Raw genomic sequence first — 14,595 nt, 5'->3', positions numbered from 1 at the left:
AGTACTGTAATACGGCACTGCTATGGAAGACTATGGATATTGAGGTGCCCTGATGAGAAAGTTAGTAAGAAGCTTATGGAATGGAACAGAGCGTGAGATCACTCTTTTGGTGATTGACTTGGTAGTGATTGTCCTCACTTCCTTTTTTTCGCTCTTTGTCCGGTTCGATTGTTCTTTTCAAAGTATTGATCCCAGCTTTTGGAGGACGCTTGTTATATATACTCCGATAAATGTGATTTGTACCTTCCTTGTATTTGGTTTTTTCAGGCTCTATACCAGCGTGTGGGAATACGCGGGGATCGTGGAGTTCGGAAATATTCTTATGGCGTGTGTGGACTGCTCGGTGCTGCAGATGCTGGGTATGCATTTTATCTTTAAACTGTATATTCCCAGAAGCTATTTCATCCTGTACTTTATTTTTCTGGCTGCAATGACCCTTTTGGTGCGCTTTGCTCCCAAGCTTCTAAAGCCCTTCAGAGAAACGGGGGGACCGGAGCCGGAGAAGAAGATAAACACCCTGCTGATCGGCGCAGGAAGTGCGGGAAGCATTATCTTGAAGGAAGCTTTGGAGAGCAAGCATGTAAACCGCAAAATTCCCTGCATCATTGACGATGATCCGGCCAAAAAGGGTAGCTTTTTAAACGGCGTTCCCATCATTGGCGGCAGGGAGAAGATCACCAGCGCAGTCACAAAATATAAGATTCAGGAGATCTTTATTGCAATACCCAGCTTAAAAGGGATTGAACAGAGAAAGATCCTGGAGATCTGCAAAAACACCGGCTGTAAACTGAGTATAATGCCAGGTGTATACCAGTTGATCAACCAGGAGGTCAATATTTCCACGTTTCGGGAAGTGCAGATTGAGGACCTCTTGGGACGCGACCCGGTGAAGGTGGACCTGAAGTCCATCATGGATTACGTGAAAGACCGGGTGGTGCTGGTGACCGGAGGAGGCGGCTCCATCGGAAGCGAGCTCTGCCGGCAGATTGCCAAGTACAGCCCAAGAAAGCTGGTCATCATAGACAACTACGAAAACAACGTATACATGCTTCAACTGGAGCTGCAGAAGCGATATCCGCAGCTAGAGCTGGAGGTCTTGATTGCCACTGTGCAGGACAGGGAAAGAATACATACCATATTTGAAACCTGCAGACCCGACCTGGTCTATCATGCAGCGGCCCACAAGCATGTTCCTCTGATGGAGGAAAGTCCCTGTGAAGCCATCAAGAACAATGTCTGCGGCACCTTCAATGTAGCGGAGGCGGCAGCCAGGAGCCATGTGAAACGCATGGTCATGATCTCCACAGACAAGGCGGTGCGGCCCACCAATATTATGGGGGCCTCAAAGCGGATCTGCGAGCTCATTGTTCAGGCTTTTGACACCCACTCAGAGACGGAGTACGTGGCAGTGCGCTTTGGCAATGTGCTGGGGAGCAACGGAAGCGTGATTCCCCTGTTCCGAAAACAGATCCAGGAGGGGGGACCGGTCACAGTGACAGACTCCAGGATCATCCGGTATTTTATGACCATACCTGAGGCGGTCAGCCTGGTGCTGCAGGCAGGGGCTTATGCAAAGGGAGGAGAGATCTTTATCCTGGATATGGGTGAGCCTGTAAAAATTATGGATTTGGCAGAAAATATGATCAAGCTTTCAGGCCACAAGCCATATGAAGATATAGACATCAAGGTTGTGGGTCTGCGTCCCGGAGAAAAGCTATATGAAGAGCTGCTGATTGACGATGACAATAAGGAGAAGACCCTGAATAACCGTATTTTTATCGGTCATCCGTCCATGCTGGACGCTAAAGTCCTGTTTAAAGAAATCGAGAGGCTGAGGCAGGCCGCGTACCAGGGCGACAGCCGGATCAGGGATATGGTAAAGGAACTGGTTCCGGAGTATACCATACAGCAGTGACGAGAGCGAGGAGATAGTTATGGAAAAAAAGAGGATTTATATGGCCTCCCCAACTATGCACGGGGAGGAGCAGTTATACATAAAAGAGGCATTTGATACCAACTGGCTGGCTCCTCTGGGGCCTCATGTCAATGCTTTTGAGAGGGAATTGGCGCAGTATGTGGGAATAGCAGACTGCGCTGCCTTAAGCTCTGGCACAGCGGCCCTGCATCTGGCAGTCAAGCTGCTGGGAATCCGCCAGGGGGACACAGTGATCTGCTCCAGCCTTACCTTTTCCGCGTCCGCCAATCCGGTTGCCTACGAAAAGGGAAAGCTTGTATTTGTAGATTCGGAACCGGAAACCTGGAACATGTCGCCGGAGGCTTTAAACCGCGCACTTGAGGCACATCCGGAGGCAAAGGCAGTGATCCTTGTGCATCTGTACGGGACTCCGGCAAAAATGGATGAAATCAGGGATATCTGCAGTCATTATAAGGTGCCGGTCATAGAAGACGCGGCGGAGAGTCTGGGAGCGGTCTATAAAGGCCAGCAGACCGGAACCTTTGGGTCTATAGGTATCTATTCTTTTAATGGAAATAAAATCATCACCACCTCAGGGGGAGGAATGCTGGCGTGCAGTGATCCCAAGCTCACAGAGAAGTCCCGGTTCCTGGCTACCCAGGCCAGGGAGCCGGCGAGACATTATGAGCACAGAGAGATCGGGTACAATTACCGCATGTCCAATGTGCTGGCGGGAATGGGCAGAGGACAGCTTAAGCATCTGGATGAGCATATCGCGAAAAAACGCTGGATTTATGAAAATTACACGGAAGCCTTTGGGGATATTCAGGAGATTGCCATGAATCCCTATGACGCCAAATCCAGCACACCGAATTTCTGGCTCTCATGCATGACCATAGCGCCGGAGTCCAAAGTGAAACCGCTGGATGTGATGAAAGCTTTGGAGGAGGAGAATATTGAGTGCAGGCCCGTGTGGAAACCCATGCATATGCAGCCGGTTTTTGCGGAATGTAAATTTTACTCCCATCGTACCGGGGAGGACAGGCCGGTTTCGGAAGACATCTTCGAGAGAGGCGTATGCCTGCCCAGTGATATTAAGAATACGGGGGAAGATATGGAGAAGATTGTGGGGATCATAAGAGGTCTGTTTAAATAGGACACGTAAAAAGAGAAAAGGAAAGAGGAGACAGCCCAATGTATCAGAGATATGTGAAGAGAATACTGGATATTATTTTTTCTCTCCTTTTAATAATTATATGCAGTCCAATTTACCTGGTTGTGGGGATACTGGTCAGAGTCAAGTTGGGCAGCCCTGTGATATTTAAGCAGGAACGTCCGGGTTACCGCGGCAGGATATTTATGTTGTATAAATTCAGGACTATGACAGACGAAAAAGACAGCAGCGGCAATCTGTTGCCGGACGGGGAGAGGCTTACGAAATTCGGTAAATTTCTTCGTTCTTCAAGCCTGGATGAGATACCGGAATTCTTTAATATTTTGTTTGGCCATATGAGCTTTATCGGTCCCAGGCCGCTTCTGGAGCGCTATATTAACCTATACAGCGCCAGGCAGAGACGGCGGCACGAAGTCCTGCCCGGGCTGACCGGATGGGCCCAGGTAAATGGGCGCAATGCCATAAGCTGGGAGGAGAAGTTTGAGTACGACCTGGAGTATGTGGAGAACATCAGCTTTTTGATGGATCTGAAGATTTTTTTTCTAACTCTTGTAAAGGTACTGGCGAGGGTGGGGATCAGCGCCTACACCTCAGCCACTGTGGAGGTATTTCAGGGGACAAAGCGGCAGCGGGGAAGCTTTACCAGCCAACGAAAGAGAATAAACATCCTTTTTTCCAGTGTGGGAAAAAGAGTAGAGCTGATACAGACCTTTCTGTATGCAGCGGACAATCTGGGCGTGGGTCTTCAGATTTACGGTTCTTCCAGCACAGAGACAGATCCGGGGCTGCTCTACTGTCATAAGGTACTGAAGACCTCAGAGCTGGACAATCCTGAGTATATTCGGGAGATACTGAGTTTGTGCAAAAAAGAGAAGATTGATATGGTAATCCCTTTTCAGGAGAGAGAGCTTCTGCTGTTCTCCCACTATCACCAGGAATTTGACAAAATAGGAACCAAGGTCTTGGTCAGCAGGGAGGAGATTGTAAACCTTTGCAGCAACAAGAAATGGACGAGAAAATTTTTCGGCAGCTGCAAAGTCCGGTATACCGAGGCGGTTGACAATCTGGAGCATTATGACAGCGGATATCCGTGCCTGGTGGAAGTGCTGGATGAGAACGACAATATCCAACAGACGATGTTAGCCCACAGCCAGGATGACGCGCGTTACTGTACATCCAAATGCAGCAACTATCTGTTACGTCCTTATGTGGAGGGAAAGGTCTATGTCATCGACACCTTCTGTGATATGGACGGAAACCCGGTCTACATCACCCCAAGGGCCATGGAGGAGGCAAACAACAACGAGGTTTCAAAGTTCAGAGTAGTGCACGATCAGGAGATGATTGAGGAAACCAAGAGAATACTTGAGGCCTTTAAGCCCTGCGGACCTCTCACCATCAAGCTCACAAAGCAGGAGAAGACGGGAGTAAACTATTACATACGCCTGGAGCCCAGATTTGACGAGGCAGCTCCGGTGACCATCCGGGCCGGCGCGGACACGCCCAGAGCAGTGATAGACTTACTTTTGGGAAACCCGCTTTCTTACCGGGAAAATGCGGCGGACAATGATGTGGTGTTCAGCCGTTTTGAGCAGAGCGTGTGTCTGAACAAAGACACCGGAAGGCTCTATGAGATCCACGATTTAAAGGAACTGCTCCACATGGACAACGGAGTGGACGCCTATCTGTTTGACTTAGACGACACCCTGTACTCCAAAAAGGAGTATCTGCGCAGCGGCTATCACGCGGTGGCAGAGTTGCTCCCCCAGGTTAAGAATGCGTTCAACAAGATGTGTGTAGCATTCGAAAAGGGCCAGCTTCCGGTGGAGACCGTTCTCCACGAGGAGGGAATCTATACGGATGAGCTGCGGGACAAGTGTTTAAATGCCATCCGCGATCACAAGCCGGCGATCCGGCTCTACGACGGAGTGGAAGAAGTTTTCAGGGAGCTGCACATGCAGAAAAAAGTCATAGGAATTATCACAGACGGCGATCCTAAAGTGCAGAATGGAAAGATCGACAGCCTGGGGTTGCGCTCACTGGTAGATGAGATTCTGATCACAGACGAGCTAGCCGGAAACGGAGATGTGAAGGCATTTCGAAGACCCAACGATCTGGCCTACCTGATTATGAAGCGGAGACTGGATGTCCCCTGCCGTAACACGGCCTGGGTGGGAGACGACAAAAACACGGACTTTATAGCACCGAACAAATTGGGGATGCATTGCTATTGGTTAATAAATGAGGACAGTCTGGATGGAAATTGAATTGATTATAATAGGCGCCAGCGGCCATGGGAAAGTGGTGGCGGATCTGGCGGAGAAGTGTGGGTATAAGGTGAAGGGGTTTTTGGATGACAATGCGGATATTGAGGAGCATTTTGGGTATCCGGTGTTGGGGGAGGTGCGTCTTGCTGAAGAGCGGAACACAGAGAAGGATTGGCAGACGTGTGAGTTTGTGATTGCGATAGGGGATAATGCCATTCGCAGGAAAATTGCCCAGAGATATAGAAAGCTTCAATTTGCGACTTTGGTACATCCGGCAGCGGTACTGGGAAAAGGTGTATGCGTAGGGGCAGGTACAGTGGTGATGGCGGGAGCTGTTATAAATGCAGACGCGAAAGTCGAACAGCATTGCATTATCAACACAGGAGCTATTGTTGAACATGACTGTCGGATTAGGGAGTATACCCATATTTCTCCTGGGGCAGTGGTGGCTGGGACTGTGAAAATAGGTGAGATGTGCCATATCGGAGCTGGGGCAGTGCTCAAGAACAATATCACAGTCAGCAGTCAGATAACAGTGGGAGCAGGATCTGTAGTGGTGAAGGATCTTACAGACTCAGGGGTATACGCAGGAGTTCCGGCGAAAAAAATATAGTTTAAATGAAATTCTGCAAAGAGTTTCAACGGATAAACAGTAAGTTACATCGGAGGAAGAGACATGAGAAAGAAGATCTTAATACTGGCAAATCTGGATATCGGATTATATAAGTTTCGCAAAGAATTAATCCAAGAGTTGCAAAAGGAAGGGGGCGAGGTCTATCTGTCTCTTCCCTATGGGGAAGGAAACTATGTGGAACGGTTCAAAGAAAAAGGATGTCAGTTTTTCAATACCTGTGTAGACCGAAGAGGTATGAATCCGGTGAAAGACGGAAAACTTTTTCTACGGTACTGGAACATGATGAGAAAGGTTCGTCCGGATCAGGTAATTACTTATACCATCAAGCCTAATATATACGGCGGCATGGCGGCATGGCTGACTGGAACGCCTTATGTGGTCAATATCACTGGATTAGGAACAGCCTTTTTGCAGGATGGCATGATGCGCAAGATAGTCACTCTCATGTATCGATTAGCATGTAGGAAAGCCAGTGTCGTATTTTTTGAAAATGAAGAAAACAGACAAACCTTCTTAAAGTATAAAATTGTCAAAGAAGAACAGACCTTTAGATTAAACGGAGCAGGAGTAAATCTGGAAGATTATCGTTTCACTGCATACCCGGAGGAAAAGGAAAAAACGAGGTTTCTATTTATCGGCCGAGTGATGAAAGAAAAAGGTGTGGACGAATTATTTAGCGCCTTCGAAAAATTAAAGAGCATATACCCTCAGGCGGAGCTGGATGTGGTAGGTCCCTATGAGGATAATTATAGAGAATTAGTAGAAAAACTGGAAAAAAAGGGTGTGATCCGATATTGTGGATATCAGGAGGATGTGCGGCCTTTTATTGGCAATAGTCATTGTTTTGTCCTCCCTTCTTACCATGAAGGTATGGCGAATACACTTCTGGAAGCAGGGGCCATGGGAAGACCTCTGATTGCCAGTGACGTGGCTGGGTGCAGAGAAGCCATCGAAGATGGCAAAAATGGATTTCTAATCAAACCAAAACATGCGGAGCATTTGAGGGGAATGCTGGAAAAATTTCTCTTGATGCCCTATCAAGAAAAACAGAAAATGGGCGAGTTTTCCCGGAAGAAAGTAGCGAAAGAGTTTGATAAGAGATTCGTGGTAGAAGAGACTATGATGAGATTGAGATGATAAATAAAAATTCGTATCAGAGTGAGTAAAAGTGGAAAAAATTTAACGTGGGAGAATAAATGATGCCTAAAATATCAGTAATTATTTCGATATATAATGCAGAAAAGTACATAGGAGAGTGTATTGAGAGTATTATAAGTCAAAAATATAGAGATTTTGAAGTTATTCTTGTGGATGATGGAAGTAAGGATGGGAGCGGAATAATTTGCGATAGATATGTGGCAGAGGATTCAAGGTTTAAGGTGATTCATCAGGAAAATAGAGGAATATCAGCGGCACGAAATGCGGGCTTAGAAAAAGCTAGAGGAGAATATATTACATTTGTGGATAGTGATGACTGTCTGGCAAAGGATATGTTTGATCAGTGGATGAAAGCAGCAGTTAAATATGATGCGGACATTGTAAAATGTTTAGCAACAAAGGATAAAGCCAGTTTAGATATTGTACAGCAGGGAGAGAGTCTTTTGTGGCGTATCTATCAAAAAGATGAAATGTATGATAAACTATTTGCAAGAAGTGAAATTGACTGGCAGTACCTATCGGTATGGGGAAAGATGTATAAAAGGGAGATCTGCAAGGGAGTACAATTTCAACCAGGACGAATTGAAGATGGTCAACTCAACTGTCAGGTTTTTCACCGGGCTCAGAGGATTGTAGGATGTGAGCAAAGGTTTTATTACTGGAGGCAAAATCCAGTATCTTTTTCCCATAAGAAGTTTGATCAGTCCAGAATTGAAATTGGTGAAATATACTGGTATATGTATACCTATTTAGCAGATAATGCGCCTGAAATGAAAGATTATGGTTTGCGGAAGTGGTTCCGCACTGCACTGAATATACGGTATGAAGCAAAGAAATATGAGGAATATCGGCAGGATGCAAAAGAAATGTCAAGACAGTTAAAGAGAAGAAAAGGACTGCTTATAAAAAATTCAAAAATTGAGATAAAAGAAAAAGGATTTGTATTTCTGGCTATTTATGTGGAAGGTTTGTATGATTGGTTCAGACGTAGACAGGAGAGAAATTAGCAAAAGAATGGAGTAATGCAAATGAGAAAGATAGCATACATTTTGCATGGATTGGCTGCTGGGGGAACAGAAGGGTTTGTGTTGAATGTGGTAAAAAAACTAGATCGAAGAAAGTATGACATTACTTTTATTCTAGCGCTGGATGATGATGGTAATTCAAGACAATTTCGAGAGGATGAGGCAGAAGCTCTTGGCGTACATATTTACCGCACCTGTGATTTAGGAAGCCTTGGAAAGATCCGACTACATTATAAAAAACTAAAACAGATTTTAAAGGAAACAGGTCCTTACGATGTTGTTCATGGAAACATGGACTTGCTTAATGCAGTGAATTTGTTGGCGGCAAAACGGACAGGGATAAAGGTACGGATCTGTCATTCACACAATTCAAAAAGTCAATATGCAGTAAATTCTTTAAAAAAAGTATTAGTGAGTTGTTATCGTTTCGTTATGAAATCCCTTATTTGGCATAATGCAACGATAATGCTGGGGTGTGCAGAGGAAGCAAATGACTATTTATATGGGAAAAGGTGGAGAAACAGCAATAAATGTCATGTACTCTATAATGGAATTGATCTGGAGCGATTTCAAGATTGCAAAGTAGATAGAGAAAAATATCGAAAAGAGCTGAATATACCGGAGAGAGATGGAATCTATCTGATGACAGTGGGAAGATTTAATGAGCAAAAGAATCCGATATTTTTGTATGAGATTGTAAAAGAAATGGTTCATCTGGAACCTAGAATTCAATTTTCCTGGATTGGAAATGGTGATTTGAGAAACAAAATTGAGGAACGTGCCCAAAAAGAAAATATGCAGGATCACATTCATTTTTTAGGGAATAGAAAGGATGTGCCTGAAATTATGAAGTGTCATGAGGGATTTTTACTTCCATCGCTTTTTGAAGGATTTGCATTGGTTACGATAGAAGCTCAGGCAGCAGAATTGAAGTGTTTTTGCTCAGACAGGATTACTAGAGATGTGGACTGTGGCTTATGTCATTTTATTAGTTTGGATAAGTCGGCAAAAGAGTGGGCTGAGAAAATTCTGCAGATACTTGTATTAAGACTAGAAGCAGAAGTTTCTAAAGAACGACTGGAAAGATGCAGTATTAATCAGACTGTGCGAATGCTGGAAAAATACTATAGCTGAGAATGTGCAGAGCGGAGGAAAGATGAAGATATCTATTATCGTACCTGTTTATAATGCGCAGTTGTATATCGAAAAGTGTCTGGACAGTCTTATTGCACAGACATATTCTAATATAGAGATAATCTGTATAGATGGTGGTTCAGAAGATCATAGTGTAGATATTTTAAGAAGATATGCAGTAAAAGACAAGAGGATCATCGTGATACAGAAGTGCAATGAAGGAGTTTCCTTATCCAGAAACTGTGGACTTTCAAAAGCAATCGGCGATTATGTCATGTTTGTAGATGCAGATGACTGGATTGATGAACATAGCTGTGAAAAGGCAATGAAGGAAATAAAAAAGACAGACGCAGATGTAGTGATGTGGTCTTATGTGAGAGAATTTGCAGATTCTTCCCAGCCGAAGAAGATTTTTGAAGAAACTTATTTTTGTTATGATGAAGAGCAGGTGAGGCAAAAATTACACAGGCGATTCATAGGTTTATTGAAGGAAGAATTGAAATACGTGGAGAATGCAGATGCGCTGTGTCCGGTATGGGGAAAATTGTATAAAAGACAACTATTGCAAGATCATCAAATTAGTTTTATAGACATTCGGGAAATCGGCACTTATGAAGATGGAATGTTTAATCTGGAAACTTTCTATTATGCAAAAAAAGTTACATATATGCAGGAGTATTTCTATCATTACAGAAAAAATAATGTATCCTCTATTACATCTCAATATAAAGAGGGGCTATTCACACAATGGCTCCGTCTGTTTAATCGGATGGAGTTATATATCAGTGAAAAAAAACTGCCAGATGAGTATAGGGTGGCCTTAAATAACAGGATTTGTCTCAGCGTACTTGGGCAGGGATTGAATCTTTTGGAATCCAGGGAAGGATTTTGGGAGAAATATCATAAATTAAAGGAAATCATAAGGTGCCCTCGATACAGAGAAGCGTATAAACAGTTTTCACTTAAATATTTTTCCGTTCACTGGAAACTTTTTTATGGGTTTGCTAAGTATGGAATTACCATCGGAGTATATGCTTTGCTGATATGTGTAAAAAAGTTGATTGGGTAAAAGGAGCAAAGCTATATTTTAATTAAATGGATTAGGGTGAAAAACGATGATTAAAGTTTCTATTATTGTTTTAGTATATAATAGTGAGAAATACCTCGAAAAGTGTATAGAAAGTATTCGCAGTCAGACTTTGCAGGAAATAGAGATTATTCTGGTTAACGACGGAAGTACAGATTCCAGTGAAAATATCTGTAGGCATTATGAGGAAATAGATCACAGGATAGTGGTTATCAGTCAGGAGAATGCAGGTCATGCTATAGCAAGAAATGCAGGATTAGATATTGTTAAAGGCGAATTTATTGGATTTGTAGACAGTGATGATGTGATCCATCACCAAATGTATGAGATATTGTATGAGAATGCAAACAAATATAATGCAGATCTAGTAATGGGAGATGCTAAAAAAGTTTATTCAAATAGTGAGATAAAGAAGGAGCTTATAGAAAAAGAAAAATTAGAAATATATCAATTAACACTAGAGCAGTTTTATCTAAACATGTTTGCAAATAAGAATGGAATTTGGCAATGGATAAGCATATGGAATAAACTTTATAAAAAAACAATGATAGGAGAACAACGATTCTTATACACGTCTTCAGAGGATGGAGTAATTATCAGCCAGTTTTGTTCCAAAATACAGAAAATTATTAAGGTACATTGTCAAGTATATAATTGGGTGCAGCATGCCGAGTCGATTACTCACAGACATTATTCGCAGTGGAATATGAACTTAGTGGATTCTTATATGATCATGTTGACGTATATGGAAAAAGTGTGTCAGGATGCCGTGGGAGAGATGATCGTGATCAATGCAAAAATATTATTGAGTAATTTGTACAATTCGAGAGGTACAGCATATGAAAGGGACACAAAAGTATCCTTCAGAAAATATAGAAAAATGATAGTGCTCAGATTAATGAAACATGAAAAAGTAAAAATTACTCAAAAAATGTATCTGTATATATGCACCTATTGTCCCGGGATTTATTATGTATTCCTCAATCTGTTAGAGATTCGTGCAAAATCCAAGTAAAGCCTAGACAGTAGACAAGTTGGCGGACGTTGGCACTTAAATAATGTGGAGAACAGGAGAGATCAAATGGAACCAATACGTGTACTGAATATGTTTACGATCATGAATCGAGGTGGCGCCGAAACTATGGTAATGAATTATTATCGTAGGCTGGATAAAAGCAAGATCCAATTTGATTTTCTGGTACACCGTGAGGAACGCGGCGCCTATGAAGATGAGATCGAAGCCATGGGCGGAAGAATATACCGGATGATTCCCATCTATCCTCAGAATTTTGGAAAATACAAGAAGATGCTGAGAGAATTCTTCACACAACACAGGGAGTACCGGATTATCCACTCGCACATGTCGGAGCTGGGGTATTTTGCATTCCGTGAAGCCAAAGCGCAGGGGGTTCCTGTCAGAATCTGCCATGCACACAATGCCCCCCACGGTTGGGATCTGAAGATGGTCATGCGGAACTACTTTAAGCGCAGAATGATGCCCTATATTACGCACATGTTTGTCTGTGGTGAGGAATCCGGAGACTGGCTCTTTGGCAGTGAGAACAGGGATAGGTTTGTGCAGATGAATAATGCGATTGATGCGGAGAGATTTCGGTACTCCCCCAAAATAGAAAAAGAACTGAGAATAGAGCTTGGTATAGAAAAAAAGTTTGTAATTGGACATGTGGGCAGGTTTTATTCCCAGAAAAATCATAAGTTTCTGTTGGAGATTTTTCAAGCTATATTAAAAAGAAGGCCGGAATCTATCTTGATTTTGATTGGTGATGGGGAATTAAAAGAAGAGGTAGAAAAAGAAGCTGTAAGAAAAGGCATTAGGAATCATATAAAGTTTTTGGGAGTGCGTTCAGATATAGATAGAATTATGCAATGCTTAGATGCTTTCGTCTTTCCTTCCTTATTTGAAGGCCTTGGTATTGTATTAATTGAGGCACAAGCAGCAGGTGTAAGGTGCTATACAAGCAAAGACGTTGTACCTAAAGAAGCAAAAGTGACTTCTCTGTTAGAGTACTTGGATTTAAAAAGTAGTGCTGATAGCTGGGCTGAGGATATATTGCGAAGCACAAAGGGATACAAAAAAGAAGATACCTATGATCTAATAGCAAAGAATGGTTATGATATAAACGATAATGCTATATGGCTGGAGACGTTTTATGAAAAAGTCGAATAGAAATAATGTAAAGCTTACTGTCTTTACCCCTACATATAATAGAGCACATACTCTCCCCAGACTTTACAATAGTTTGGTGCGTCAGAGCTGTCAGGATTTTAAATGGCTGATTATAGATGATGGTTCATCCGATAATACAAGAATATTGGTTGACACTTGGAGAAATGAACAAAATGGATTTGATATTGTTTATAACTACAAAAAGAATGGTGGGATGCATACAGCTCATAACCGGGCATATGAGTTAATTGACACAGAGCTAAATGTGTGTATTGATTCAGATGACTTTATGGCTGATGATGCGGTGGAAAGCATTTTAAAGTGCTGGAATGAAAAAGGCAGCGATAAACTGGCTGGAATCATCGGATTAGATGCGGACTTTGGAGGAGAAATAATTGGTAAGGGATTCCCAGACGGAATGGAAAAGACGACTCTAAGCGGATACTATTCCAGAGGAGGAGCGGGAGATAAAAAGTTGGTATATCGCACAGAAGTAATGAAAAAATATCCCCCGTACCCAGTCTTTAAAGGAGAAAAGTATGTATCCTTAGGCTATAAATATTTACTTTGCGATCAGGATTATGAATTATTGACCTTAGATAAGGTATTGTGTTATGTAGAGTACCAGGCGGATGGATCAAGCAAAAATATGTTGAAGCAGTATATGCGAAATCCTAACGGCTTTGCATTTATACGCAAAGTGGATATGAAGTATGATAAGACTTTAAAAAGAAAATTTATGACTTGTGTTCACTATGTCTCTAGCAGTATGATAGGAAAGAATAAGAGATTTGTTAAAGAATCACCGAAAAAGCTTATGACAATCTTAGCAGTGCCTTTTGGATGGGCATTGACGTGCTACATTAAATTAAAGAGCAGAGAATAAGGCGGTTATAAATTATGACAGTATGGTGGCTTACGCTATTATCAACATATATTTTAGGGCTTATCGCAAGGCAGACAGCCAGGCCAGTGTATACAAATGGAAAATTAAAGTATAAGAATAATGTAGTCTATGCGTCTTTGGCCTGCCTGATCTTAATTTTAGTGGCTGGTTTGAGAAGCGGTATAGGGGACACTCCAGCGTATGTGGCAGGTTTTGAGGAGTACCCGGATACTTTGAGAGGCGTTTGGGAATTTATCAAACATGGGGAAAGCAAGGACAAAGGGTTTTACGCGCTTGCTATGCTGATAAAGACTTTTATCAGTGATAATTCTCAGGTTTATATTTTTATATTGTCAATGATTACGCTAACTTTGATATTTATTAGCTTTTATAGAAATACAGAAATGATAGATCTTGCCATATTTTTGTTTATTACCACGGGATGTTATCTGGTAACAATGAATGGAATAAGGCAGTATTTGGTTTCAGCGATTCTTTTTTGTGCATTTCCATGGATTAAGCAGAAGAAGTGGTATTTGTATCTTCCATTGGTTATAATTGTTTCAACTATGCATGGCAGCGCGTTGATTTTTATACCATTGTACTTTATTGTTAATTGTCCTGCATGGGGAAGAGTAACAAAGCTTCTGATTCTTACCGGTATGATTTTGTTCATCACATATCCTGTAAGTGGTCCACTGATAGCAAATATTCTTCAGGAATCACAGTATAGTGATTATGAGAATTTACTTACCAGTACAGGAGCAGGAGCTAATTTTGTGAGAGTGGCTGTTATGGCAGTTCCTTTGATTATGGCTTATTTCGGACGTGATATGTTGGAAGGGAAAGAGAAATATTACAATATAATTGTAAATATGTCTATTATCAATTTTTTCGCAATTCTTCTGGCTACACGCTACTGGATATATGCCAGATTTAATATGTATTTCTCCCTGTATATGATTCTTTTAATAATATGGTGTGTTAAGTACTTGTTTGATGAGAGAAATACGAAAATTATTTATATAATGTGCCTTAGTTTGTATGGTTTATATTATTGGTATGAGATGGCGATTAGTTTGGGTCAGAACTATACAAGCCGTTATCTGACGTTCTGGAATTAAGGA

Annotated in this window: 12 protein-coding genes; all 12 read left to right on the top strand. The window is 42.2% G+C overall.

Going from position 1 to position 14,595, the window contains the following annotated elements; translation table 11 throughout:
* The first annotated feature begins 52 nt into the window (after positions 1 to 52).
* The 12 genes from AC0THY_RS17690 to AC0THY_RS17635 all read left to right on the top strand — a co-directional run bounded on the left by AC0THY_RS17690 (position 53) and on the right by AC0THY_RS17635 (position 14,592).
* Positions 53 to 1,915 (top strand): polysaccharide biosynthesis protein, encoded by a 1,863-nt coding sequence (locus AC0THY_RS17690; protein WP_489991915.1) that lies wholly within the window; start codon positions 53 to 55, stop codon positions 1,913 to 1,915.
* 19 nt (positions 1,916 to 1,934) lie between these two features.
* Positions 1,935 to 3,071 carry a DegT/DnrJ/EryC1/StrS family aminotransferase gene (locus AC0THY_RS17685; protein ID WP_489991914.1) on the top strand — a complete coding sequence of 379 codons (1,137 nt, stop codon included), beginning with the start codon at positions 1,935 to 1,937 and terminating at the stop codon, positions 3,069 to 3,071.
* 38 nt (positions 3,072 to 3,109) lie between these two features.
* Positions 3,110 to 5,356 (top strand): sugar transferase, encoded by a 2,247-nt coding sequence (locus AC0THY_RS17680; protein WP_489991913.1) that lies wholly within the window; start codon positions 3,110 to 3,112, stop codon positions 5,354 to 5,356.
* Complete coding sequence (locus AC0THY_RS17675; protein ID WP_489991912.1) at positions 5,346 to 5,969, top strand: acetyltransferase; 624 nt, start codon at positions 5,346 to 5,348, stop codon at positions 5,967 to 5,969. Before AC0THY_RS17680 ends, AC0THY_RS17675 begins: the two co-directional genes overlap by 11 nt.
* 63 nt (positions 5,970 to 6,032) lie before the next feature.
* Positions 6,033 to 7,127: a glycosyltransferase family 4 protein gene (locus AC0THY_RS17670; RefSeq protein ID WP_489991911.1), complete on the top strand. Its 1,095-nt coding sequence runs from the start codon at positions 6,033 to 6,035 to the stop codon at positions 7,125 to 7,127.
* A gap of 59 nt (positions 7,128 to 7,186) precedes the next feature.
* On the top strand, positions 7,187 to 8,155 hold the full coding sequence (locus AC0THY_RS17665; protein WP_489991910.1) for a glycosyltransferase family 2 protein: 969 nt from the start codon (positions 7,187 to 7,189) through the stop codon (positions 8,153 to 8,155).
* Between the two features lie 21 nt (positions 8,156 to 8,176).
* On the top strand, positions 8,177 to 9,307 hold the full coding sequence (locus tag AC0THY_RS17660; RefSeq protein ID WP_489991909.1) for a glycosyltransferase: 1,131 nt from the start codon (positions 8,177 to 8,179) through the stop codon (positions 9,305 to 9,307).
* A gap of 22 nt (positions 9,308 to 9,329) precedes the next feature.
* On the top strand, positions 9,330 to 10,376 hold the full coding sequence (locus AC0THY_RS17655) for a glycosyltransferase family 2 protein (RefSeq protein ID WP_489991908.1): 1,047 nt from the start codon (positions 9,330 to 9,332) through the stop codon (positions 10,374 to 10,376).
* A 46-nt stretch (positions 10,377 to 10,422) separates the two neighbouring features.
* Positions 10,423 to 11,409 (top strand): glycosyltransferase family 2 protein, encoded by a 987-nt coding sequence (locus AC0THY_RS17650; RefSeq protein WP_489991907.1) that lies wholly within the window; start codon positions 10,423 to 10,425, stop codon positions 11,407 to 11,409.
* Between the two features lie 66 nt (positions 11,410 to 11,475).
* Positions 11,476 to 12,582 (top strand): glycosyltransferase family 1 protein, encoded by a 1,107-nt coding sequence (locus AC0THY_RS17645; RefSeq protein ID WP_489994217.1) that lies wholly within the window; start codon positions 11,476 to 11,478, stop codon positions 12,580 to 12,582.
* Positions 12,566 to 13,468, top strand: a complete 903-nt coding sequence (locus AC0THY_RS17640; RefSeq protein WP_489991906.1) for a glycosyltransferase family 2 protein — start codon at positions 12,566 to 12,568, stop codon at positions 13,466 to 13,468. The genes AC0THY_RS17645 and AC0THY_RS17640 overlap by 17 nt, the downstream gene beginning before the upstream one ends.
* 14 nt (positions 13,469 to 13,482) lie before the next feature.
* Positions 13,483 to 14,592: an EpsG family protein gene (locus AC0THY_RS17635; RefSeq protein WP_489991905.1), complete on the top strand. Its 1,110-nt coding sequence runs from the start codon at positions 13,483 to 13,485 to the stop codon at positions 14,590 to 14,592.
* The last annotated feature ends 3 nt before the right edge of the window (positions 14,593 to 14,595 follow it).

This window comes from Ruminococcus sp. 8Y-12 (assembly GCF_058119865.1).
Note: the sequence above shows the minus strand (reverse complement) of the source record. Positions and strands in the feature narration are given on the sequence as shown.